Source organism: Streptomyces sp. AC512_CC834, assembly GCF_019049325.1.
GTDB lineage: Bacteria > Actinomycetota > Actinomycetes > Streptomycetales > Streptomycetaceae > Streptomyces.
This window is the reverse complement of sequence record NZ_JAGMUO010000120.1, coordinates 229,114-251,766: the sequence shown is the minus strand read 5'-3', so window position 1 is coordinate 251,766 and position 22,653 is coordinate 229,114. Positions and strand designations below refer to the sequence as shown.

Sequence of the window (22,653 nt, the reverse complement as noted above, 5' to 3'; positions counted from 1 at the left end):
CCGCATGACGCCGACGGCCCCACCGGCCGCCCCGCTGCGCGCCGACTGCATCGGCGACTCCGCGGGCGGCCTGACCTTCGACGTCGCCGCGCGCGGAAACACCGGGGCAGCCCTGCTCATCCTCCGCCGCCGCGACGCCGATGACGCCGATGACGCCGGTGCCGTCGACGAGTCGGTCAGCCTGCCGCTGGCCCCGGCGGCCAAGGGGCGGCTGCGTGCCGCGCTGCCCAGCAGCGTGTCCCTGCCCGAGGGCCGCTGGGACGCCTACGCCCGGGTGTCCGGGGGCGAGCCGCGGCGCCTGGTGCCCGGCGTCACCGATCTGCGCTCCCTCGCCGAGCGCACCCCCAGCGGGCTGCTCGGCCATGTCGCCGTCCGCATCCCGTACGCCACCCGGCAGGGCAACCTCACCGTCCGCAGTTGGCTGCGCGCCCCGCACGCGGAGACGGTGGACCTCAGTCCGGCGGACGGCGGCCTGACCGTGCGCGGGCGGGTGTACGGCACACAGCTCGTGCCCGGCGCCCATGCCGAGTTGCGGGCCCGGCCCGGCGCCGACGGTGGCGGCGGTGGCGGCGGTGGCGGCGTACACCGGCTGGACGTCGTGGCCGAGCGGACGGAGTTCGGCTTCACCGTGCCCTACGACGCCCTGGCGCCGGGCGTCTGGGACCTGTGGCTGCGGCCTGCCGGGGACTCCGGTCCCGTGGTGCGCCTGGCGCGGCTGCTGGACGACGTCGCCGACAAGCACCCCGTCTTCATCCATCCGCCCGCGCGGGTGCGGACCCCGCACGGCGTCGTGGAGGCCGGGCCGTTCTACACCCGGGACAACGACCTGTCGCTGGCCGTCACCCCACTGGAATCCTGACCGCGGACAGAACCAAGGCGGACAGAACCTGTCCGCGACCGCTGGCACACTCGGCGCCATGCTCGAGACCTCGGCACGACTGTTGCGCATGCTCTCCCTCCTCCAGGCCCACCGCGAGTGGTCCGGCACCGACCTGGCCGACCGGCTCGGTGTCTCCCCGCGCACCGTGCGCCGGGACGTGGACCGGCTGCGCGAGCTGGGCTACCCGGTCAACGCCAGCCCCGGCACCGGCGGCGGATACCAACTGGGCGCGGGCGCCGAACTGCCGCCGCTGCTGCTGGACGACGACGAGGCGGTCGCCGTCGCCGTGGGGCTGCGCACGGCCGCCGGCCAGGGCATCGAGGGCATCGGCGAGACCTCCGTACGCGCCCTCGCCAAGCTGGAACAGGTGCTGCCGGACCGGCTGCGCCGCCGGGTGGGTGCCCTCAACGCCTTCACGGTGCCGATGCTGCGCGGCCCGCAGCCATCCGCCGTCGACCCGGCCGTCCTGACCGAGCTGGCCCACCTGTGCCGGGACGGCGAGCGGCTGCGCTTCGCGTACCGGGGCCACGACGGCACCGACAGCCGCCGCACCGTCGAGCCGTACCGGCTGGTGTGCTCCGAGCGCCGCTGGTACCTGGTCGCCTTCGACCTGGACCGGGCGGACTGGCGCACCTTCCGGGTCGACCGCGTCACGCCGAGGCCGCCGCACGGGCCCCGTTTCGTCCCCCGTGAGCCGCCCGCCGAAAACCTGGCCGCCTACGTCTCCGAGGGGGTCTCCACGCGCGCGTACGCCACGCACGCGGTCGTCCGGCTGCTGGTGCCCCTGGAGGAGGCGGCGGAGCGGATCTCGCCCTCCGCGGGGGTGCTGGAGGCGGAGGGCCCGGACCGCTGCCTCCTGCGTACCGGCGCGGGGAGCCTGGACATCATGGTGGTGCACGTGATGTTGACCGGCTTCGACTTCGAGGTGCTCGAGCCGGCGGAGCTGACGGAGGCGATCCGGACGGCGCGCGACCGGCTCACCCGTGCCCTGGACCCGGGCGACGGGTTTCGGGTGTCCGATGTTCGATCCGTGTAAGCGGTCCACGCGTCCGTTCGCCCGGTCGTCCGCAAGTCCGTTCGGAGGTGTTCGGGGGTGTTCGGGTGTGAAATGCGGGGCGTCGCCGGGTCGCGTCGAACGCCTTTCCCGTCCGCTTATTCGACGGCGCAACACGACACGCGGCAATTCACCTCACAGGCCCGCTGAAGGCGTACAAAACCGCCCGTCCGGGTGAGGGAGTTCCAGCAGAACGCGCATCATGATCCTGTGACAGAAATGTGACCGTAGGCGCATCCGTGACCCGTCTTACCGGCCTGGGCTTCCCCGCTCCATGAGCAGGGCATAGCGTGGCGGCATGGCACCGATTCCGACACCCCCGGCCGAGCCCCAGGACAGTCCGGACACCTACGTCGGCCTCGATTCCGACGCGGCCGAGCGGCGGGCGCGCGAGCGGGGCTGGTCGACGGTGCGGTCACTGGCACCGGGCACGGTCATCACCATGGAGTACCGCGTGGGCCGCCTCAACTTCGAGGTGAAGGACGGTCGGGTGTCCCGGGCCTGGAAGGGCTGAGGCGCGCTCAGCCGCCCGACAGCGGGCGTGCGGCCGGGGCCGTGTTGCGCGGGTGGCGGTCGGAGTGCGGCGGCCGGCGGCTGCCGGCCGGGGTCACCGGCGTACGGTCCGAGCGGGTGTTGTGCGGGCCCGGAGCCAGGTATGCCGGGGCCCGGGTGTGGGGCGCGGCGACCGGCTCGCGGGTGGGCGCGTCCTCCTGGCCGGAGCCGGGCGGGGTGAGGACCACGGGCGGGCCGACCGGCCGTTTCGGCTCCCCCGCGCGGCCGCGCGGGGTGTACCAGCGGTCGCGCAGACCGAGGATCAACGTCTCGGCACGGGTGATCAGCGGTTCGCACCAGGGCAGCGCCAGCAGGATCAGCAGCCCCGCCGCCCAGCCGAGGAGCACGTCGCTCAGCCAGTGCGTACCGAGGTAGACGGTGGACATGCCCACGCCGAGCGAGGTGACCGCGGACACCGCGGACAGCCAGCGCCGGGCTCTGGGCGTCGAGGCCAGGTAGGCGAGAATGCCCCAGGTCACGACGGCGTTCGCGGTGTGACCGCTCGGAAATATATCGCCGCCGAGCCACATCTCGTTGGCGCCGATCGTGGTCGCGTAGTGCGGACCGAGCCGGCCCATGCCGTACTTGGCGGCGCCGACCGTGACGTTCAGCAGGAGCAGTGAGACGCCGAGCGCCAGCAGGGGGCGCAGGGTGTGCTGGCGCCATGATCGCCAGCCGAGCCAGGCCGCGACCATCACGGCGGTGGGGCCGCGCTGGCCGAGCACCACGTAGTAGTCGACGAACGCGTGGATCTCCGGCCACTGCTGGTAGGGCCGGAAGAACATGACCTGCCAGTCGAGCCGGACCAGCCACGAGGTGATCACCACGGCCCACACGATCGCGATGTAGAACGCGAGGGTTCCGGCGAACAGCGCGAACCGGTGCCGGCTCATATCCGGCACGTACAGGAGCGCCGGTCGTTCCGGCTCCCGGTCCAGTCTCGCGAACACCCGGTCCAGACGGGTGAGCTTCCGTTCGGTACGCACCCAATCGACGTTACAGCGAGTGAGGAGTGATCCCGGCCGAATCAACGGCTTTGTGATGACGATGTGATGTGGGATTCCTCTCAGGCGGCGATCTATTTCCGGGTAATCGGCAATCCAGGACCACCGCGGACTTCAATTCCTTTGATCTGCCCGGTCGGCGGTTTTATCGTCCTTATCAATGCGTTCACCGAATGCTGGTCCGGAATTGTCCCACTGGCCATGAGAGGTCAGCAGAGATCATCAGGGGTCGGTCAGGGCGGGCCGGAGCCGTTCAGCCAGAACGCCCCGTAGACGGCCGACGCCACCGCGACCCCGGCCACGACCAGCGCCGACCTGGAGGTACGCAGCCGGGCGAGGGCCAGGGCGAGGGGCAGCAGCAGCGGGAAGGCGGGCAGCAGCAGCCGGGGCTTGGAACCGAAGTAGCTCGACGCGCACAGGGCGAGGGCGACGACGATCCCCGTGTACACCAGCAGCGCGAGCGGCTGGCGCTGTCGTACGCCCACCACGTACAGCCAGACCAGCAGCGCGACGCCGACGACCAGCCCCACACCGGCCAGGGCCGCCGGGAACGACGTGAACTTCTCCGCGACGAAACGGGCGAAGGCCACGCCCCCGTCGAAGCCGTTGCGCCAGCCGGCCTGGACGTCGAGATAGCCGAGCGGGCCCTTGCCGGTGCGGTGGCCGACCCACAGCACGTAACCGGCGGCGCCCAGGGGCGCGAGCAGCATGCCGAGCACGCGCCGCGCGCCGTCACCGGGGGCGCGCGCCGGGCCCTGGGTGCCGTCCGCGACGGCGTCCCCCCGGCTTCGCGCGTATGCCGTGAGCGCGGCCACCCACACCGCCGCCGCCACCGCGAGCCCCACCGGGCGGGTCAGCCCGGCCAGCGAGGCCAGCACCCCCGCCGTCACCCAGCGCCCGGTCAGCACCGCGTACAGGGACCAGGCGGCCAGCGCCGTGAACAGGGACTCGCTGTACGCCATCGACTGCACGACCCCGACCGGCAGTACGGCCCACAGCAGCACCGCGCACACGCCCGCGCGGCGGCCGTACACGTGCTCCGCCACCGCGAAGATCCCCCAGGCCGCGGCGAGCGACGCGAGCAGGCTCACGACGAACCCGGCGTCGGCGTACGACAGGGGTGTCACCGCCGCCCCGAGCCGCTCCAGCCAGGGCAGCAGCGGGAAGAACGCCAGGTTGGAGTGCACGTCGCCGTTCGGTAGCCGCACCTCGTAGCCGTAGCCCAGCTCGGCGACCCTGGTGTACCAGAGGGAGTCCCAGCGGGCCGTCAGCAGCGTGTACGCGCTCTTGTCGCGCGCGGCGCTCCACAGGGCCAGGGCGAGCAGGCCCAGGGCGCGTACGGCCGCGTACCCGAGGAGCGCGGGCGCTGCCCGGCGCAGGGCACCGGGCAGACCTGAGGCGCCGGGGCGGCCCGCGGTGCGCGTTTCAAGATCGGTCACGGGCTCGATTATCTGCCGGGCCCGTCCGCGGCCCCGACCGGGGCGGGCGGGGCCGCGGACGCGGTGGCGCACGCCACACGGGCGACGCGGGATGTGTGAGCCCCGCCACGTGTGCGATGCACGGTCTCGCGTACTCTGGCGAGTCACTCGCGTTCCGTTGCACGGCCCGGAGCCCCCGCTCCTCTCCGGCCGAGCCCCAGGGGAGTCCCCACCCCACGGCCCGCCGGACGCGAGGGAACATCTTGGAGGTACGTACATGTCCGGGACGACCACGGCTGCCGCAGCGCTGCGCCGTCGGGCGGCCGGGGCCGGTGCCAACCGCTGGGTCGTGCTGGTCGTCCTCTGCGTCAGCCTGCTGCTCGTCGCCGTCGACGCGACCGTGCTGCACGTGGCGGTCCCCGCCGTCACCGAGGACCTCAGGCCCGGCGCGATCGAACTGCTCTGGATCGTCGACGTCTATCCGCTCGTCTGCGCCTCGCTGCTGATCCTCTTCGGCACCCTGGGCGACCGGGTGGGCCGCAGACGGGTCCTCCTGCTCGGCTACGCCCTCTTCGGCGTCGCCTCCGCGCTCGCGGCCCTCGCCGACAACGCCCAGGTACTGATCGCGGCCCGCGCGCTGCTCGGCGTCGGCGGCGCCATGATCATGCCGGCGACCCTGTCGATCCTGCGGCAGGTCTTCCCCGACCGGCGGGAGCGGGCGCTGGCCATCGGCATCTGGAGCGCCGTGGCCGCGGTCGGCGCGGCGGTCGGTCCGCTGCTCGGCGGCTTCCTGCTCGAGCACTTCTGGTGGGGCTCGGTCTTCCTCGTCAACATCCCGCTGATGCTGGTCAGCCTGCCGGTGGGGCGGCTGCTGCTGCCGGAGTCGAAGGGCGACGGACGCGGGCCCTGGGACGTGGTGGGCGCGCTGATGGCGGCGGCCGGTCTGTTCGGGGTGGTCCTGGGCGTGAAGCGGCTGGGCGGCGGTGAGCCGGTGGCGAGCGTGTTCACCGTGCTGCCGCTGGTGGTGGGCGCGGCCCTGCTGACCGGCTTCGTACGGCGGCAGCGGCGGCGTACGTATCCGCTGGTGGACCTGCGGATGTTCCGGCGGCCGGCGTTCAGCACGTCGGTGGGGTGCATCGTGCTGGCGATGCTGGCGCTGGTGGGTCTGGAACTGATCGCGGCGCAGTACCTGCAACTGGTGCTCGGGCTGTCCCCGCTCCAGACCGGGCTGCGGCTGCTGCCGCTGACCTTCGCGGCGATGGCGGCGGGGCTGGCGGGAGCACGGATGCTGCGGCGCTTCGGGCCGCGGACGATGGTGTGCGTCGGTTTCTGCCTGACGGCCTTCGCGGTGCTGCTCCTCACGGCGATGGGCCGCACCGACAACTGCGCGCTGCTGCTCTCCGGCTTCGTCCTGCTCGGCTTCGGTCTGGAGACGACGTTGTTCGGGGCGTACGAGTCGATGCTGAGCGAGGTGCCGCAGGAGCAGTCCGGCGGGGCGGCGGCGATCGGTGAGACCTCGTACCAGCTTGGCGCCGGGATCGGGATCGCGCTGCTGGGCAGCGTCATGAACGCGGCGTACACGCCGGGGGTGGCGGGAGGTGTGCCCGGGGTGCCGACTTCGGCGTCGGCGGCCGCGGGGCATTCGCTGGGGGAGGCGTACGAGGTTGCTGCGCAGCTTGGGGGGCCTGCGGGGGGTGCGCTGCGGCGGGCTGCGGCGGACGCGTTTGTGCATGGGCTGCATGTGACGTTGGTGGTGAGCGCGGGGTTGTTGTTGTTGGGGGCGGTGATGGCGTTGCGGTTGCCGCGGGTGATGCAGTGCGAGGGGGAGGGGGAGGGGGATGCGGTGGCGGTGCCCGCGCCTCGGGACGCGGTGGAGTCCCGTGTCTCGGTGTGAGCGATGGGTCTCCCACCCACGCACCACCCGTTCACCGTCGGGAGCGGGGTGGACGTCGCCCGTGGGCGGCTGAGAAGCGTCGGCGACTGCGACTCGCGACCCGGCCACCACGGACACGGCCCCGACCGCGCCCCGCGCCCCTGCGGCCACGGACTCGGTTCCGGGCTGCGGCCCGTGCTCCTGTGGTCACGGATTCGGTTCCGGGCTGCGGCCCGTGCTCCTGTGGTCACGGATTCGGTTCCGGGCTGCGGCCCGTGCTCCTGTGGTCACGGATTCGGTTCCGGGCTGCGCTCCGCGCTCCTGCGGCCACGGACTCGGGTCCGGCTGCGCCCTGCGGCCACGGACACGGTTCCGGCTTCGTCCTGGGCCCTGCGCCCCGCGGCCCCGCGCCCTGCGGACATGGACACGCTGCGCGCTGTGCCCCTGCGGACGCGGCCCATGCGCCTGCGTCACCTCGCCGATCGCGCCCACCGACCCCCGCGTGCCGACACCGCCCACCCCTCCGCGTGCCCGACACCGGCCATCCACCGTGAGTCGCTACCGTTCCCCCGCCCGTCATGAGCCGCCACCCACCCGCCGCAAGCCGCCCGCGGTGGGTCACCCCCGCGGGCGACGTCCACCCTTGTTTCTGGCGGTGAACGGGTGGTGCGTGGGTGGGAGACGGGCATGGTGGACGTGCGGAGCGCCGCATCGTAACGTCGGCAACGAGAGCCGTGACTAGCGGCGCTAGTTTTAACAGCCCCGGAGGGTGTCCCATGGCCGCGTCCCCCAAGTTGCCCGCGTTCGACCCCGCCGACCCCCTCGGTGTCGACGACCTCCTGGAACCGGAGGACCTGGCGATCCGGGACACCGTGCGCACCTGGGCCGCGGACCGCGTGCTGCCGCACATCGCGGACTGGTACGAGCGGGGCGAGCTGCCCGGCATCCGCGAGCTGGCCCGCGAACTCGGCTCCATCGGCGCGCTCGGCATGTCGCTCCAGGGTCACGGCTGCGCCGGTGCCACCGCCGTGCAGTACGGGCTCGCCTGCCTGGAGCTGGAGGCGGCCGACTCCGGCATCCGCTCCCTGGTCTCCGTGCAGGGCTCCCTCGCCATGTACGCCATCCACCGCTTCGGGAGTGAGGAGCAGAAGCAGACGTGGCTGCCGCGCATGGCCGCCGGCGAGGTCATCGGGTGCTTCGGGCTCACCGAGCCCGATCACGGGTCCGACCCGGCCAACATGCGCACCCACGCCAAGCGGGACGCCGGCGGGGACTGGATCCTCAACGGCCGCAAGATGTGGATCACCAACGGGTCGGTGGCGGGCGTCGCCGTCGTCTGGGCGCAGACCGAGGACGGCATCCGCGGCTTCGTCGTGCCGACCGACAGCTCCGGCTTCTCCGCGCCCGAGATCAAGCACAAGTGGTCCCTGAGGGCGTCCGTCACCAGTGAACTCGTCCTCGACGACGTACGGCTGCCCGCCGACGCCGTACTGCCACAGGGTGCCGGACTGCGCGGACCGCTGAGCTGCCTCACCCACGCCCGCTACGGCATCGTGTGGGGCTCGATGGGCGCGGCCCGCAGCTCCTTCGAGGCGGCCGTGGAGTACGCGAAGTCACGGGAACAGTTCGGGCGGCCCATCGGCGGCTTCCAGTTGACCCAGGCCAAGCTCGCCGACATGGCGGTCGAGCTGCACAAGGGGATTCTGCTCGCCCATCACCTCGGGCGGCGCATGGACGCCGGCCGCCTGCGTCCCGAGCAGGTCAGCTTCGGCAAGCTCAACAACGTACGCGAGGCCATCGACATCTGCCGTACGGCCCGCACGATCCTCGGCGCCAACGGGATCTCCCTCGAATACCCCGTGATGCGGCACGCGACGAACCTGGAATCGGTGCTCACCTACGAGGGCACCGTCGAGATGCACCAGTTGGTACTGGGCAAGGCGCTCACCGGACTCGACGCCTTCCGGTGAGGCGGAACCGGTAGTGCTCCGGCGGGGGCGGGGCCGTGGTGCGCGGCCCCGCCTCAGCTCTGGTTGAAGAAACCGTCGGAACGGTGCGTGGCGGTCTCGCCGCTGATGACCTGGGTGTCCGCCGGGCTCAGCAGGAACACCCGGGTCGACACCCGCTCGATCGAACCGCGCAGGCCGAAGATCAGTCCGGCCGCGAAGTCGACCACGCGCTTGGCGTCGGGGCCCTCCATGGCCGTGAGGTTCACGATGACCGGGACGCCGTCCCGGAACAGCTCACCGATGGACCGCGCGTCCCGGAAGCTGTCCGGGGTGACCGTCGCGATGCGGCGGCCCTTCTCCTCGGCCTCGTCCGAGGCCACCTTCACCCGCGGGTCCGTGACCCAGGCCTCCCCGGTCTCGGTGCCCTCGGAGTAGTCGTCGTCGTAGTAACGCTCGTCATCGTTGTCGTCGACGAGGCCGAGCCACGCACTCGCCTTGCGTACCGATCCCATGGACGCCTCCTCTCACAGCGGTCTTTCGTGCTTCCGCATCCCTATGGTCATCCATGATGCGGACGTCGCGCCAAGTGGATAGACGCCGCGCGGGGGGTTTGTGACGGTACTGGTGCACAGCGGATACGTCGAGAGTCCTTGTGTCCCAAGGGTCGTTTCCCAAACGGCTGCTGACTGTGAGTGAAATATGATTCTTCGCGGCGTACGGGTGAGGGCGGGTGCGTCCGGGTGAACGCGGCGGTCGGTACGATGCCGCAGCTCAGCGTCGTACAAACCACGGGGGAGTGTCGTGTTCGGAATCGTCAGGCCGTGCAGGCATCGGCTCGGAGAGAGCCTCACGAGCCAGTGGATGGCGCATTTGTGCGGGTTGTGCCTCGCGCTGCGCAAGGACCACGGACAGTTCGCACGGATCGTGACGAACTATGACGGGCTGCTCATATCGGTTTTGACGGAGGCTCAGGCCGAACGGGGTGGTGCGGGCGCCGGGCGGCGCACCGCCGGACCCTGTCCGCTGCGCGGCATGCGCACCGCCTCCGTCGCGCACGGCGAGGGGGCCCGGCTCGCGGCGGCCGTCTCCCTGGTGCTGGCCTCGGCCAAGGTGCGCGACCATGTCGCCGACAAGGACGGGCTGCTGGCCCGCCGGCCGGTGGCCCTCGCCGCCCGCCGGATCGCGGGCGGCTGGGACACGGCCGGAGCGCGGGGCGGCAGTGCCGTCGGATTCGACACCGCCGTACTGCTCGACGCCGTGGACCGGCAGGGCGGCATCGAGGCGCTCGCCGGACCCGGCACGCCCCTGCTCACCGTCACCGAGCCGACCGAGACCGCGACCGCCGCCGCCTTCGCGCACACCGCGCGCCTCGCCGGGCGGCCGCACAACGCCGAGCCGCTCGCCGAGGCCGGCCGGCTCTTCGGGCGGCTCGCCCACCTCCTGGACGCCGTGGAGGACCGGGAGGCCGACGCGGACGCGGGCGCCTGGAACCCGCTCACCGCCACCGGGACCCCGCTCACCGAGGCCCGTCGGCTCGCGGACGACGCCGTGCACGGGGTGCGGCTCGCCCTGCGGGAGGCCGAGTTCGGCGACGGCCGGCTGGTGCACCGGCTGCTCGTGCACGAGCTGGGGAACTCCGTCGACCGCGCGTTCGGCACCGTCTCGTGCGCCCACGGCAGCCATCCGTACGCCCCTCCCGGCACCCCGGGCGCCCCCGGCGGTCCCGGTGGGCCGACGCCCCCGGAACCGTCCCGGCGCGACCGGCGCGGGCTGCTCACCGGGTGCGCCGTGTGGCTGGGGCTGGCCTGCACGTGCCAGATGTGCTGCGGCACGTTCGAGGACCCCTGGAGCAGGCAGCGCAGGGAAGGACTCTGCTCCAACTGCGGCGACTGCTGCGACTGTTGCGACTGCTGCAGCAACTGCTGCGGCGACGACGGGTGTGGCTGCGGCTGTGACGGCTGCGACTGCGGCTGTAGCTGCTGAAGTCTCGTCGGTCCCCGTGGGAAGCGGTGGCACGAGCAGCGTGTCGCCAACGCCGGGGGTCGGTAAAGGCCGTTCAAAGGTTGAAGGCCGAAAGGCACTCTTGCGCCGACCGGTCGTTCGGCCGAATACTCCAACTTCAGCGCTTGTCAGGAGCACGACGTATCCGGAACCCGGAGGTCCGCCCCTGGCTGCGCCTCACGGGCCCCGACCCCACAAGAGGGGCCCCCGACTTCCCCTGTGGAGGAACGAAAAGTGAGGATCAAGCGCATCACCCCCCGCAGCGGTATCACGAGACGGACTCGGCTGATCGCCGTATCCACCGGTCTCGTGGCCGCAGCCGCCGTCGCGGTCCCCAGCGCGAACGCGGCACCCACCCCGGCCACCTTCAGTGCCGCCGAGCTGAGCAGTGCAGACAACGCGGTGCTCCAGGCCGACGTCCCCGGCACCGCATGGGCCGTCGACAGCGAGTCCGGCCGGGTGCTGCTCACCGTGGACAGCACGGTCTCCCAGGCCGAGATCGCGAAGATCAAGGAGCAGGCCGGCGACAATGCCGGCGCGCTCACGATCAAGCACACCCCCGGCACGTTCAACAAGCTCATCCAGGGCGGCGACGCCATCTACGCGAGCAACTGGCGCTGCTCCCTCGGCTTCAATGTCCGCACCAGCAGCGGCGCCGAGTACTTCCTGACCGCCGGTCACTGCACCGACGGCGCCGGCACCTGGTGGGCCGACTCCGGGCACCGCACGACCCTCGGTACGACCGCCGGCTCCAGCTTCCCGGGCAACGACTACGGCATCGTCCGGTACACCAACAGCTCGGTCAGCAAGCCCGGCACCGCGGGCGGCGTGGACATCACCCGCGCGGCCACCCCGAGCGTGGGCACCACCGTCATCCGTGACGGCTCCACCACCGGCACCCACAGCGGCCGGGTCACCGCTCTGAACGCCAGGGTCAACTACGGCGGCGGCGACATCGTCGGCGGGCTGATCCAGACCACGGTCTGCGCCGAGCCCGGCGACTCCGGCGGCCCGCTCTACGGCAGCAACGGCACCGCGTACGGTCTGACCTCCGGCGGCAGCGGCAACTGCTCCTCCGGCGGTACGACGTTCTTCCAGCCGGTGACGGAGGCCCTGGGCGCCTACGGCGTCAGCGTCTACTAGTCCGTCGGTCAGTCCGTCGGTCAGTCCGACAGTCCGTCACCGTTCACGTATCGAGCGCAGCCGGCAGCGCGACGAGCCCCCGTACACCGCAGCGACGGTGTACGGGGGCTCAGCCCGTGCTGCCGGGCAGGACGATGCCGTTCTCGTAGGCGAACACCACGGCTTGCGCGCGGTCACGCAGTTGGAGCTTGGCGAACATGCTGCCGATGTGGCTCTTCACCGTCGCCTCGGTCACCACCAGTTGCGTGGCGATCTCCGGGTTCGACAGGCCTCGGGCCACCAGGAGGAGGATCTCCCGTTCTCGCGGAGTGAGACCGGCCAGCACCGTGGCCCGCGGCCGGATGGGTGCGGCGCGGGTGGCGTAGTCCTCGATCAGCCTGCGGGTGATCGACGGCGACAGCAGGGCCTCACCGGCGTGAACGACGCGGATCGCCTCCAGCAGACGGTTGCGCGAGGCGTCCTTCAGCAGGAAACCCGACGCGCCCGCCCGTAGCGCGCCGAAGACGTATTCGTCCAGGTCGTAGGTGGTGAGGATCAGCACCCGTGGCGAGGATCCGGAGGCGGTCAGCCGGGAGGTGGCCTCGACGCCGTCCATGCGGGGCATGCGGATGTCCATCAGGACCACGTCGGGGTGCAGAGCGGCGGCCCGGGCGAGTGCCTCGTGGCCGTCGGCCGCCTCGCCGACGACCTCGAGGTCGTGCTGGGTCTGCAGGAACAGCCGGAAGCCGGTGCGGATCAGCTCCTGGTCGTCGACGATCAGAAGGCGGACGGTCATGCCTCGTCCCCGACCGGGAGCCGGGCGGTCACCAGGAATCCGCCGCCGGCGGTGGGGCGGGCGTCCAGGCTGCCGCCGGTCACCGCCGCACGTTCCCGCATCCCGAGGATGCCGTGCCCGGCGGCCGACTTCGGGACCGGTTCGCCGCCGCCGCCGCCGTCGTCTTCGACCGTGACGTCCAGTTGCGTCCGGCCGTAGTGGAGCGCCACCGTGACCTGGGTGGGGTCGGTGTGTTTGAGCACGTTGGTCAGTGCCTCCTCGACTATTCGGTAGGCCGACAGCTCGAGGCCGCCGGCCAGCGGCCGGGTCTCGCCGGTGAGCTCCAGCCGCACGGGCATCCCGGCCGTCCGGTACCCGGAGACCAGCTCGGAGAGCTGGCCGAGCGACGGCTGCGGGCGCCACCGCACCCCGTTGTCCGGCGTGCGCAGCAGGCCGAGGATCCGGCGGAGCTCGGCCAGGCTCTGCTCCGCGTTGACCTCGACCTGTTCCAGGGTCTCGGCCGCGACCCGGGAGTCGGTCGGCAGGACGTCCCGGGCGCCGCGCACGCCGATCAGCATGACGGTGACCGAATGGGCGACGATGTCGTGGAGTTCGCGGGCGATGGAGGTGCGTTCCCGCTGTGCCGCGATCTGGTCGAGCTGCTCGCGCTCGCGTTCCAGGGTGGCGGCGCGGTCCTCCAGCGCCCGGGTGTAGCGCCGCCGGGTCTGGAGGTACGAGCCGAGCGCCCACGCGCCGATCGGGACGGGCAGCGAGGTGATGCTCGCCAGCAGCAGGAACAGCGCCGTCGGGACGAGCGCCGCCACCGAGACCCTCCGGTCGCGCAGGTCGGCGAGCGAGGCGAGGGCGACCACGACGGGCGCCCCGCCCGGCGAGTAGCCCAGCGGTACGAGCACCGCGGCGCCCGCACAGGCCGTGACGAGCACGGTCAGGGGGGCGCGTCGGCGGAGGAGCAGGGCGGAGCCGGTCAGCACCGTCACCACGACCGGGATCACGCCGACCGGGATCGCGTCGGCCGGGATCACGACGACCGGGGTGCCGCCGTCGAAGAGCTGCCCGATCTCCACTCCGGTCGTGATCACCGCCAGCGCGAGGTCGAACAGCGCCGAGCGGCGCGCGACCAGCAGGTCGTACGCCGCCCGGGCCCGCCGGAAGAGCACGTTCACGCCAGATCGCGCCGTCGCTCGACGAGGACCGCGACCAGCGTGACCGCGGCCGTCCAGGCGGCCAGTACCCATCCGGCCGAGACCACCGACAGCGTCGTGTGGTGCGTCATCCGGCTCAGAATCCCGGCCGCGCCGAACGGCGTGAGGTTGACGCCCGATTCCCAGACGCCGGACAGCAGCGGGATCACGGCGAAGTTCACGATCAGCAGGACGACCACTCCCAGGACCGGGCTACGGATCAGGGCGCCGAGGGCGGCACCCAGGATCGCGGACAGGACGAACGCCACGAGGTTGCCCGCCACGACGGCACCGACGTCTCCCGAGGTGAGATCGGGTCCCGGCTGGTCACTCAGCAGCGGCAGCGCGAGCCCGACCGACACCGTGGTCGTCAGCGCGCCGAGCAGGAGCCCGGTCAGCGCGTAAGCGGCAATTCTCGCCGACAGTACGACCCCGCGGCCACGGCGGCCCACCAGTGCCGCCGGCGCGGCCGTCCGGTGCCGGTACTCACCGGCCGCGCCGACCAGCCCCCAGAGCAGGAGCAGGATCGGCATCGCCGACAGGGCCTCCTCCTTCTCGGGCACCTCGTCCAGCGTGCCCGACCACGCCGCGACCACAAGGGCGTTGAGAGCGGCGAACGCGGCCGCGCCCACCGCGAAGCCCAGGACGGTCCGGGTGGTCACGGTCTTGATCAGTTCGCCGCGCAGCAGATGGCTCACCGGTCCGCACCTCCCGTGAGACCGAAGAACGCGTCCTCCAGCGACGCGGTCCGCTCGACGATCTCCTCCAGCAGGACGCCGTCGCGGTGGGCCAGCCGCGCCACCTCCGTGACATCGAGCCCTTCGACCAGCAGCCCGCCTCCGTCGTCGGCCCTTGTACGGCCACCGGCCGCGGCCACCAGCCCCGACAGGCGCGCGGCCTCGGCGGTGCGCACCGCGACCACGCTCTCCCCGGACCGTTCGAGGTCCCGGATCGCGCCTTCGTGGACCAGCCGGCCCCGGTCGATCATGACCACGTCGTCGACGGTCTGGGCCGCCTCGCCCAGCATGTGGCTGGACAGCAGGACCGTGCCACCGTTCGCGGCCCGCTCCCGCAGCAGCGTGCGCAACCAGCGGATGCCCTGCGGGTCCAGGCCGTTCACCGGCTCGTCAAGGACCAGGATCTCCGGATCGCCCAGGAGCGCCGCGGCGAGCCCCAGCCGTTGCCGCATGCCCATCGAATACTTTCCGACCCTGCCCCTGGCCGCCTCCGCCAGGCCGACGAGTTCCAGGACCTCACCGACCCGGCGGCGGGGGAGTCCGGCCAGTGCGGCCAGCGAGCGCAGGTGCGCCCTGCCGGTGCGGCCGGGATGGGCCCCGCAGGGCTCGATGTGGACGCCGAGCAGGCGGGCGTCTGGCCTGACGGCCGTGACCGTCGTGCCCCGTACGAACGCCCGGCCCGCTGTCGGCCGCGCCAGTCCGACGACCGCTTTGAGCGCAGTGGTCTTCCCTGCCCCGTTCGGGCCGAAGAACCCCGTCACCCTCCCGTGCCCGACCGTGAACGACAGGTCGTCGACCGCCGTTCTGCGGCCGTAACGCTTGGTCAGCCCTTCGACCCTGATGGCCGGCGGGTCCCCGGCACCTCGTGAAGAAGTCATGCCCGAAGCCTCCGGCGTGGTGGTCTCCCCGTCATCCACCCACGGTCGAAACCCGGATTCCCACCAGAGTCGGAGATCACCTCGTCTCCTCGTCGCCTCGTCCCCTCGCCTCGTCTCCTCGCGAGAAAGCGGTGAAGGCCGTGTGACCACGCTGGAGTTGTCGTGCGCACGTCCTGGAGTCGACCTTGTGTGCGGCCGGTGGAATCGGGAGAGTTAACGCTCGTCAACCAGCCTTCCGGTTCGCGAGGTCCCCACAACCTCCCGGGCCGACCCCCCACAGGAGGACATGAGTTGAAGCACCGACGCATACCCAGGCGGCGGGCCGCCGTGGTAGGTGCGGGAATCACCGCACTGGTCGCCGCGGGAGTCACCTTCCAGAGTGCGAACGCCAGCGAGGCCCCGAAGACCGCCGCGCCCGAGACCCTGTCGGTCACGGCGGCCGGAAAGCTCGCCTCCACGCTGATCGGCGACCTCGGCACCGACGCGGCGGGCACGTACTACGACGCGCAGGCCAAGAGCCTCGTGGTCAACGTGCTCGACGAGAGCGCCGCGCAGGCCGTCGAGGAGGCCGGCGCCAAGGCGAGAGTCGTCGAGAACTCGCTCGCCGACCTGAAGAGCGCGCGCACCGCCCTCACCGAGGACGCGACCATCCCGGGCACCTCCTGGGCGACCGACCCGACCACCAACAAGGTCGTCGTCACCGCCGACCGCACGGTCTCCAAGGCCGAGCTGGCCAAGCTGACCAAGGTGGTCGACGGACTGGGCGCCAAGGCCGAACTCCAGCGGACCAAGGGCGAGTACAAGCCCTTCGTCTCGGGCGGCGACGCCATCACCGGAGGCGGCGGGCGCTGCTCGCTCGGCTTCAACGTGACCAAGGGCGGCGAGCCGTACTTCATCACCGCCGGTCACTGCACCGAGTCCATCTCGAGCTGGTCGGACTCCTCCGGGAACGTCATCGGCGAGAACGCGGCGTCCAGCTTCCCGGACAACGACTACGGCCTGGTCAAGTACACCGCCGACGTGGACCACCCGAGCGAGGTGAACCTCTACAACGGCTCCTCGCAGGCCATCTCGGGCGCTTCCGACGCCACCGTCGGCATGGAGGTGACCCGCAGCGGTTCCACCACCCAGGTGCACGACGGCACGGTGACCGGCCTGGACGCCACCGTGAACTACGGCAACGGCGACATCGTCAACGGCCTGATCCAGACCGACGTCTGCGCCGAACCCGGCGACAGCGGCGGCTCGCTCTTCTCGGGCGACCAGGCCATCGGCCTCACCTCCGGCGGCAGCGGCGACTGCACCTCGGGCGGCGAGACCTTCTTCCAGCCGGTGACGGAGGCCCTGTCGGCCACCGGTACGCAGATCGGCTGAGCACCACCCGCACCTGTGAAGTCCCGTCCCGCGCGCGAGGGGCGGGACTTCCGCGTGCCCGCGGCGGATCAGCCGGCCCGGGTGGGCAGCTCCTTCTCCCGCGGCCCGATCGGCAGCATGGCCGCCAGCATCGTGATCACCGTCCCCGCGACCGCCCATGCCCACAGCACCAGCAGGGAGAAGGTCACGTCGTTCCCCTTGAAGTAGGCGATCGAGCGGGCCGCCCAGGTGCCCGCGCCCGGGGGCAGCGCCGGGCCGATCGCCCTCCAGAACGGCGGCAGCAGCGGCAGCGGGAAGGCGCCGCCCGCGCTCGGGTTGCCCGCGACCACCACCAGCAGGATCGCAAGACCGATGCCGACGATCCCGAAGACGCCCTGGAGGGCGAGCGTGGCGGCGCCCACCGCGAAGGTGATCAGTGCGCCGAGTCCCCACAGGTCCACCACGCTGCCGGGCAGCGCGTCCAGGATCGGCCCGACGATCACCGCGCCGCCGAGCCCGCCGACGATCGCGACCAGCGCCATCACGATGAGCCGGATCGCCGCCCGGCGCGGGTTGGCCGGCCGGGCGCCGGTGCTGATCGCCAGGATCGAGGCGCACAGATAGCCGCCGACGCACCAGCCCACGACCAGGTAGAAGGACGACAGCCCGTCGAAGTCGTGGGGGGAGGCCGGGGCCACGTCGACCACCCGCACCGCGCGCCCCTCTGCCTGCTCCACCTTGCCGACGATGCCCTCCAGGGTGGTGGCGAGGACGGTGCCGCCGCCGGAGGCGACCAGCAGGGTGTCCTGCCCGCCGTCGGGGTTCACGATCAGGGCGCCGTCGATCTCCCTGTTCACGATCTGCTTCCGGGCGCTCTCCTCGTCGGCCACCGTGCGCGGATCCAGCGGCGAGCCGGACAGTTGCTCCAGCCGGTCCACCGTCTGCTCGGCGGCGGCCCCGGGCGCGACCACCCCGAAGGGCACGTCCTTCGGCCTCGGGTCGTGCAGCGCCCCCACGTAGGAGGCGATGAACAGCAACTGGAGCGCGATCACGCCGAGCACGAGCAGGGTGGCCCGCGGGGTGACGGCGTCCTTCACCTCGCCGAGGAAGGAGCCGCTGCGACGGTCGGCGACCGGGGTGTGCGACATGTCCTCACCGTCCGTGTCGGAGGGCGTTTGCGCAGGTGGGGCGGGTCCGAACGGATGTCGCACACATATTCGAGGATGGGGGTATGGTGGGTGGAGTAGCTGGGAACAGACGTTCGATAATGGCGTTCGGTCATGCGTCGGGTTCATGAGTCGGGAGGTGCGTGTGCCAGGTTTCACGCATCTGCACACCGTCTCCGGGTTCTCCGCCCGCTACGGCGCCTCCCACCCGGAGCGGCTGGCCGAGCGCGCCGCGGAGCGGGACATGGACGCCCTCGCCCTCACCGACCGCGACACCCTCGCGGGCACGGTCCGCTTCGCCAAGGCCTGCGCGAAGGCCGGCGTCCGTCCACTGTTCGGCGCGGAGCTGGCGGTGGCCGCCCCCGCCCCCGAGCCCGGGCCCGCCGACCGCACGGCCACCTCCGTACGCCGGGACCGGCGCCGCGCCCCCGTGCGCGGAGGTGCCTTTGTCGACGAGTCGGCCCCGCGGGTGACCTTCCTCGCCCGCGACGGCGCCCGCGGCTGGGCCGACCTGTGCCGCCTCGTCTCCGCCGCCCACACGGCCGAGGGCACCCCGCTGCTGTCCTGGTCCGACAACCACGCCGACGGCCTGACCGTCCTGCTCGGCCCCGGCTCCGACGTCGGCCGCGCCCTCGCCGCGGGCCGCCCCGACCGCGCGGCGCGGCTCCTCGCCCCCTGGCGGGAGGTCTACGGCGACGCCCTGCGCCTGGAGGCCGTCTGGCACGGCCGCGAAGGCACCGGACCCGGCTCCCTGCGGCTGGCCGCCCGCACCGTCGGCTTCGCCGCCGAGCAGGGCGTCCGGCCGGTGCTCAGCAACGCCGTCCGCTACGCCGACCCCGGCCAGGGCGAGGTCGCCGACGTCCTGGACGCCGCCCGCCGGCTCGTCCCGATCGACGCCACCAAGGAACTGGACTCCGGCGAGGCCTGGCTCAAGGACGCCGGCGCCATGCGGCACGCCGCCGAGCGGATCGTCGAGTCCGCGGGCTTCCGCCGCGACACCGCCCACCGCCTGCTGGAGCAGACCCGGGCCACGGCCGCCGAGTGCCTGGTCGACCCCGAGGACGACCTCGGCATGGGCGCCGTCCACTTCCCCGAACCGCACCTCGTGGGTGCCGGGCACCGCACCGCCCAGCGGGCGCTCGCCTCCCGGGCGGCGGCGGGCATGGTGCTGCGCGGCTACGACCGGCGCCGCGACCGCCGGGAGTACTGGGAGCGGATGCACCACGAGCTGGACATCATCGCCCACCACGGCTTCGCCTCGTACTTCCTCACCGTCGCCCAGGTCGTGGACGACGTACGGCACATGGGCATCCGGGTCGCCGCGCGCGGCTCCGGCGCGGGCTCGCTCGTCAACCACCTCCTCGGCATCGCGCACGCCGACCCCGTCGAGCACGGGCTGCTGATGGAGCGCTTCCTGTCCAGGGAGCGGGTGGTGCTGCCCGACATCGACATCGACGTGGAGTCCGCGCGGCGCCTGGAGGTCTACCGCGCGATCATCGGCCGCTTCGGCACCGAGCGGGTCGCCACGGTCGCCATGCCGGAGACGTACCGGGTGCGCCACGCCATCCGCGACGTCGGCGCCGCCCTGTCCATGGACCCGGCCGAGATCGACCGCGTCGCCAAGTCCTTCCCGCACATCCGCGCCCGCGACGCCCGCGCGGCCCTGGCGGAACTGCCCGAACTGCGGGAGCTGGCGGGGGAGTCCCGGCGGGACGGAGGCGGGAGGTACGGCAAGCTCTGGGACCTGGTCGAGGGCCTGGACGCCCTCCCGCGCGGCGTCGCCATGCACCCCTGCGGCGTGCTCCTCTCCGACGCCTCCCTGCTCTCCCGTACGCCGGTCATGCCGACCAGCGGCGAGGGCTTCCCCATGGCGCAGTTCGACAAGGACGACGTCGAGGACCTCGGGCTGCTCAAGCTGGACGTGCTCGGCGTGCGGATGCAGTCGGCGATGGCACACGCGGTCGCCGAGGTGAAGCGGGCCACGGGGGAGCGGGTCGACCTGGACGCCGTACCGGAGGGCGACCCGGCGACGTACCGGATGATCCGCTCCGCCGAGACGCTGGGCTGCTTCCAGATCGAGTCGCCGGGCCAGCGGGACCTGGTGGGGCGGCTCCAGCCGGCCACCTTCCACGACCTCGTGGTCGACATCTCGCTCTTCCGGCCGGGTCCGGTCGCCGCCGACATGGTGCGGCCGTTCATCGAGGCCCGGCACGGGCGGGCGCCGGTGCGCTACCCGCACGAGGACCTGGCGGAGCCGCTGGAGGGGACGTACGGGGTCGTCGTCTTCCACGAGCAGATCATCGACATCGTCGACATCATGACCGGCTGCGGGCGCGGCGAGGCGGACCGGGTGCGGCGCGGTCTTTCCGACCCGGAGTCGCAGGGGCGGATCAAGGTGTGGTTCGCGCAGCACGCGGCGGGGCACGGCTATGACGCAGAAACGATTCAGCGCACCTGGGGGATCGTCGAGGCCTTCGGTTCGTACGGCTTCTGCAAGGCGCACGCCGTGGCCTTCGCGGTGCCGACGTACCAGTCGGCGTGGCTGAAGGCTCACCACCCGGCCGCCTTCTATGCGGGCCTGCTCACCCACGACCCCGGCATGTATCCCAAGCGGCTGCTGCTGGCGGACGCGCGTCGGCGCGGGGTGCCGATCCTGCCGTTGGACGTGAACAAGTCGGGGGTCGCACACAGGATCGAACTGGTGTCTGAATCGAGTAAGGCGGGTAAGGCACGTAAGGCGAGTGAGGCGCGCAGGGTGAACGCCTGGGGACTGCGCCTCGCACTCTTGGACGTGCACGGCATCAGCGAGGCCGAGGCGGAGCGGACCGCCGAGGGGCAGCCCTACGCCTCCCTGCTCGACTTCTGGGAACGGGCCCGCCCCAGCAGGCCGTTGGCCGGACGGCTCGCCCAGGTCGGCGCGCTGGACGCGTTCGGCGCCAACCGCCGCGACCTGCAACTGCACCTGACCGAGCTGCACCGCGGCGCCCGGGCCGGACGCGGCGACCAGCTCCCGCTGTCCGGCGGACGCAAGACGGCCCCCGCCGGACTGCCCGACCTCACCTCGGCGGAGAAACTCAGCGCCGAACTGGGCGTGCTCTCCATGGACGCCTCACGCAACCTGATGGACGACCACCGCACCTTCCTGCGCGAACTCGGCGTGATGTCGGCCAAGCGGCTGCGCGAGGCACGGCACGGGGAGACGGTGCTGGTCGCGGGCGCCAAGGCGGCCACCCAGACACCGCCGATCCGCTCCGGCCGCCGGGTCATCTTCTCCACCCTCGACGACGGATCGGGCCTGGTCGACCTCGCCTTCTTCGACGACTCCCACGACGCCTGCGCGCACACCGTCTTCCACTCCTGGCTGCTGCTGGTGCGCGGGGTGGTGCAGCGGCGCGGCCCGCGCAGCCTCAGCGTGGTCGGCTCCGCCGCCTGGAACCTCGCCGACCTGCTGGAGGTGCGGGGCGAGGAGGGCCTTGAGGGCGTCGCGGCCCGGCTGGCCGACGCCCCCGGCGCCGGTCCCGAGGCGTCCGACGGTGACGGTGACGGCGGTGATGGCGGCGGTGATGGCGGCGACGGCGACGGCGGGAGGCAGCGGAGGATCCGCATGTCCACGGGGTACGAGATGCACCCCTGGGCCGATCTGCGCCCCGCGGGCGAAGGGCCCGCGGTGGGAAGGAAGTTGTGGCACCAGAGTCCGGGGAGTGCGGGATGACCATCCTCTGCGTACGTTTCCAGCTACCGCCGATGCACGAGGCGGCCCTGCCCGAACTGCTCGGGCTGCTTGAGGAGTTCACGCCGGTCGTCGAGGCCCTGCCGCCCGACGGCGCGCTGGCCGACCTGCGCGGCGCCGAGCGGTACTTCGGACGCGACGCCGTGGAGTTGGCCTCGGTGATCCGCGTCCGCGCCCTCGCGCTGTACGGCGTCGACTGCCTGACCGGCGCCGGTCCCGGCCCCATGCTGGCCCGCATGGCCCTGCGCGACGCCCGGCCGGGGCTGACCCGCGCGGTGCCCGGGGGCGAGGAGCGCGAGTTCCTCGCCGGCAAGCCCGTCGCCGCGCTGCCCGGCGTCGGCACCGCGACCGCCCGCACGCTGTGCGAGTACGGCCTCGACACCCTCGGCCGGGTCGCCGACGCACCGCTGTCCACGCTCCAGCGACTGGTCGGCGCGAGGACGGGCCGCGAACTGCACGAGAAGGCGAACGGCGTCGACCGCGGCCGGGTCGTCCCCAACGGCGTCTCCCGGTCCCTGGCCGCCGACCGCCCCTTCGACCGCGACGAACTCGACCCCGACCGGCACCGCCGCGCCCTGCTCTCGGCCGCCGGGGAAATGGGTGCCCGGCTGCGCGCCGTGGACAAGGTGTGCCGCACCCTCACCCTCACCGTCCGCTACGCCGACCGGTCGGCCACCACCCGCAGCCGCACCCTGAAGGAGCCGACCGCGCACTCGGCGGCCCTGACGCGGACCGCGTACGACATGTACGAGGCGCTCGGCCTCCAGCGCGCCCGGGTCCGTTCGATCGCCCTGCGCGCCGAGGGTCTCGCCCCCGCCGAGCAGGCCTCCCACCAGCTCACCTTCGACCCCGTGGACGAGAAGGTCCGCCGGATCGAGGAGGTCGCGGACCGCGCGCGGGCGAAGTTCGGGCCGAGGGCGGTGATGCCGGGGTCGCTGGCGGCGTGAGGCCCCCGCGGG

Annotated in this window: 18 protein-coding genes; 10 read left to right on the top strand and 8 right to left on the bottom strand. The window is 72.6% G+C overall.

The window, feature by feature from the left end; all coding sequences use genetic code 11:
- Positions 1 to 4: 4 nt before the first annotated feature.
- The 3 genes from KUM40_RS37930 (at position 5) to KUM40_RS37920 (ending at position 2,448) form a co-directional block, all read left to right on the top strand.
- Positions 5 to 859 (top strand): hypothetical protein, encoded by an 855-nt coding sequence (locus KUM40_RS37930; RefSeq protein ID WP_217170867.1) that lies wholly within the window; start codon positions 5 to 7, stop codon positions 857 to 859.
- Positions 860 to 917: 58 nt separating this feature from the next.
- Complete coding sequence (locus tag KUM40_RS37925) at positions 918 to 1,916, top strand: YafY family protein (protein WP_217170866.1); 999 nt, start codon at positions 918 to 920, stop codon at positions 1,914 to 1,916.
- Positions 1,917 to 2,232: 316 nt separating this feature from the next.
- Positions 2,233 to 2,448, top strand: coding sequence for an I78 family peptidase inhibitor (locus tag KUM40_RS37920; RefSeq protein WP_217170865.1), 216 nt, complete (start codon positions 2,233 to 2,235; stop codon positions 2,446 to 2,448).
- 7 nt (positions 2,449 to 2,455) lie between these two features.
- Here KUM40_RS37920 and KUM40_RS37915 read toward each other — a convergent pair whose 3' ends face one another.
- Complete coding sequence (locus tag KUM40_RS37915) at positions 2,456 to 3,472, bottom strand: phosphatase PAP2 family protein (protein ID WP_217170864.1); 1,017 nt, start codon at positions 3,470 to 3,472, stop codon at positions 2,456 to 2,458.
- A 251-nt stretch (positions 3,473 to 3,723) separates the two neighbouring features.
- Entirely contained in the window at positions 3,724 to 4,929 is a 1,206-nt protein-coding gene (locus KUM40_RS37910; RefSeq protein WP_217170863.1) for a glycosyltransferase family 39 protein, read from the bottom strand.
- 256 nt (positions 4,930 to 5,185) lie between these two features.
- On the opposite strand from KUM40_RS37910, the gene KUM40_RS37905 reads away from it, so the two are divergent.
- Positions 5,186 to 6,802 carry an MFS transporter gene (locus KUM40_RS37905; protein ID WP_217170862.1) on the top strand — a complete coding sequence of 539 codons (1,617 nt, stop codon included), beginning with the start codon at positions 5,186 to 5,188 and terminating at the stop codon, positions 6,800 to 6,802.
- 755 nt (positions 6,803 to 7,557) lie between these two features.
- The gene (locus KUM40_RS37900; protein ID WP_217170861.1) at positions 7,558 to 8,751 is read left to right on the top strand and encodes an acyl-CoA dehydrogenase family protein; all 1,194 of its coding nucleotides are present in this window, start codon (positions 7,558 to 7,560) and stop codon (positions 8,749 to 8,751) included.
- Positions 8,752 to 8,804: 53 nt separating this feature from the next.
- On the opposite strand, the gene KUM40_RS37895 is transcribed toward KUM40_RS37900, so the two are convergent.
- Positions 8,805 to 9,242, bottom strand: a complete 438-nt coding sequence (locus KUM40_RS37895) for a cell division protein SepF (protein ID WP_217170860.1) — start codon at positions 9,240 to 9,242, stop codon at positions 8,805 to 8,807.
- Between the two features lie 289 nt (positions 9,243 to 9,531).
- Here KUM40_RS37895 and KUM40_RS37890 point away from each other — a divergent pair, with 289 nt between their 5' ends.
- The gene (locus KUM40_RS37890; RefSeq protein WP_217170859.1) at positions 9,532 to 10,713 is read left to right on the top strand and encodes a DUF5685 family protein; all 1,182 of its coding nucleotides are present in this window, start codon (positions 9,532 to 9,534) and stop codon (positions 10,711 to 10,713) included.
- Positions 10,714 to 10,965: 252 nt separating this feature from the next.
- The gene (locus KUM40_RS37885; RefSeq protein ID WP_217170858.1) at positions 10,966 to 11,874 is read left to right on the top strand and encodes a S1 family peptidase; all 909 of its coding nucleotides are present in this window, start codon (positions 10,966 to 10,968) and stop codon (positions 11,872 to 11,874) included.
- Positions 11,875 to 11,983: 109 nt separating this feature from the next.
- On the opposite strand, the gene KUM40_RS37880 is transcribed toward KUM40_RS37885, so the two are convergent.
- The 4 genes from KUM40_RS37880 to KUM40_RS37865 are packed head-to-tail and all read right to left on the bottom strand — an operon-like array spanning position 11,984 to position 15,445.
- Positions 11,984 to 12,649 carry a response regulator transcription factor gene (locus KUM40_RS37880; RefSeq protein ID WP_217170857.1) on the bottom strand — a complete coding sequence of 222 codons (666 nt, stop codon included), beginning with the start codon at positions 12,647 to 12,649 and terminating at the stop codon, positions 11,984 to 11,986.
- Complete coding sequence (locus tag KUM40_RS37875; RefSeq protein WP_217170856.1) at positions 12,646 to 13,812, bottom strand: histidine kinase; 1,167 nt, start codon at positions 13,810 to 13,812, stop codon at positions 12,646 to 12,648. Before KUM40_RS37875 ends, KUM40_RS37880 begins: the two co-directional genes overlap by 4 nt.
- Complete coding sequence (locus tag KUM40_RS37870; protein ID WP_217170855.1) at positions 13,809 to 14,528, bottom strand: ABC transporter permease; 720 nt, start codon at positions 14,526 to 14,528, stop codon at positions 13,809 to 13,811. The genes KUM40_RS37875 and KUM40_RS37870 overlap by 4 nt, the downstream gene beginning before the upstream one ends.
- Positions 14,525 to 15,445: an ATP-binding cassette domain-containing protein gene (locus KUM40_RS37865; RefSeq protein WP_217170854.1), complete on the bottom strand. Its 921-nt coding sequence runs from the start codon at positions 15,443 to 15,445 to the stop codon at positions 14,525 to 14,527. The genes KUM40_RS37870 and KUM40_RS37865 overlap by 4 nt, the downstream gene beginning before the upstream one ends.
- 291 nt (positions 15,446 to 15,736) lie before the next feature.
- On the opposite strand from KUM40_RS37865, the gene KUM40_RS37860 reads away from it, so the two are divergent.
- Complete coding sequence (locus KUM40_RS37860; protein ID WP_217170853.1) at positions 15,737 to 16,819, top strand: S1 family peptidase; 1,083 nt, start codon at positions 15,737 to 15,739, stop codon at positions 16,817 to 16,819.
- A 68-nt stretch (positions 16,820 to 16,887) separates the two neighbouring features.
- Here the strand turns inward: KUM40_RS37860 and KUM40_RS37855 are convergent, their stop codons facing one another.
- On the bottom strand, positions 16,888 to 17,946 hold the full coding sequence (locus KUM40_RS37855; RefSeq protein ID WP_217170852.1) for a DUF3533 domain-containing protein: 1,059 nt from the start codon (positions 17,944 to 17,946) through the stop codon (positions 16,888 to 16,890).
- A 163-nt stretch (positions 17,947 to 18,109) separates the two neighbouring features.
- Between KUM40_RS37855 and KUM40_RS37850 the strand changes: the two genes are divergently transcribed.
- A complete protein-coding gene (locus KUM40_RS37850) occupies positions 18,110 to 21,676 on the top strand; it encodes a DNA polymerase III subunit alpha (protein ID WP_217170851.1) in 3,567 nt (1,188 codons plus the stop codon).
- Positions 21,673 to 22,641, top strand: coding sequence for a hypothetical protein (locus KUM40_RS37845; RefSeq protein WP_217170850.1), 969 nt, complete (start codon positions 21,673 to 21,675; stop codon positions 22,639 to 22,641). Before KUM40_RS37850 ends, KUM40_RS37845 begins: the two co-directional genes overlap by 4 nt.
- Positions 22,642 to 22,653: the final 12 nt, after the last annotated feature.

What these genes read in the sequence shown, in the direction of transcription:
- KUM40_RS37905 (WP_217170862.1), top strand. Translation starts at nt 5,186, where the DNA reads ATGTCCGGGACGACCACGGCTGCCGCAGCGCTGCGCCGTCGGGCGGCC.
- KUM40_RS37895 (WP_217170860.1), bottom strand. Translation starts at nt 9,242, where the DNA reads ATGGGATCGGTACGCAAGGCGAGTGCGTGGCTCGGCCTCGTCGACGAC.
- KUM40_RS37920 (WP_217170865.1), top strand. Translation starts at nt 2,233, where the DNA reads ATGGCACCGATTCCGACACCCCCGGCCGAGCCCCAGGACAGTCCGGAC.
- KUM40_RS37930 (WP_217170867.1), top strand. Translation starts at nt 5, where the DNA reads ATGACGCCGACGGCCCCACCGGCCGCCCCGCTGCGCGCCGACTGCATC.
- KUM40_RS37880 (WP_217170857.1), bottom strand. Translation starts at nt 12,649, where the DNA reads ATGACCGTCCGCCTTCTGATCGTCGACGACCAGGAGCTGATCCGCACC.
- KUM40_RS37900 (WP_217170861.1), top strand. Translation starts at nt 7,558, where the DNA reads ATGGCCGCGTCCCCCAAGTTGCCCGCGTTCGACCCCGCCGACCCCCTC.
- KUM40_RS37865 (WP_217170854.1), bottom strand. Translation starts at nt 15,445, where the DNA reads ATGACTTCTTCACGAGGTGCCGGGGACCCGCCGGCCATCAGGGTCGAA.
- KUM40_RS37855 (WP_217170852.1), bottom strand. Translation starts at nt 17,946, where the DNA reads ATGTCGCACACCCCGGTCGCCGACCGTCGCAGCGGCTCCTTCCTCGGC.
- KUM40_RS37845 (WP_217170850.1), top strand. Translation starts at nt 21,673, where the DNA reads ATGACCATCCTCTGCGTACGTTTCCAGCTACCGCCGATGCACGAGGCG.
- KUM40_RS37925 (WP_217170866.1), top strand. Translation starts at nt 918, where the DNA reads ATGCTCGAGACCTCGGCACGACTGTTGCGCATGCTCTCCCTCCTCCAG.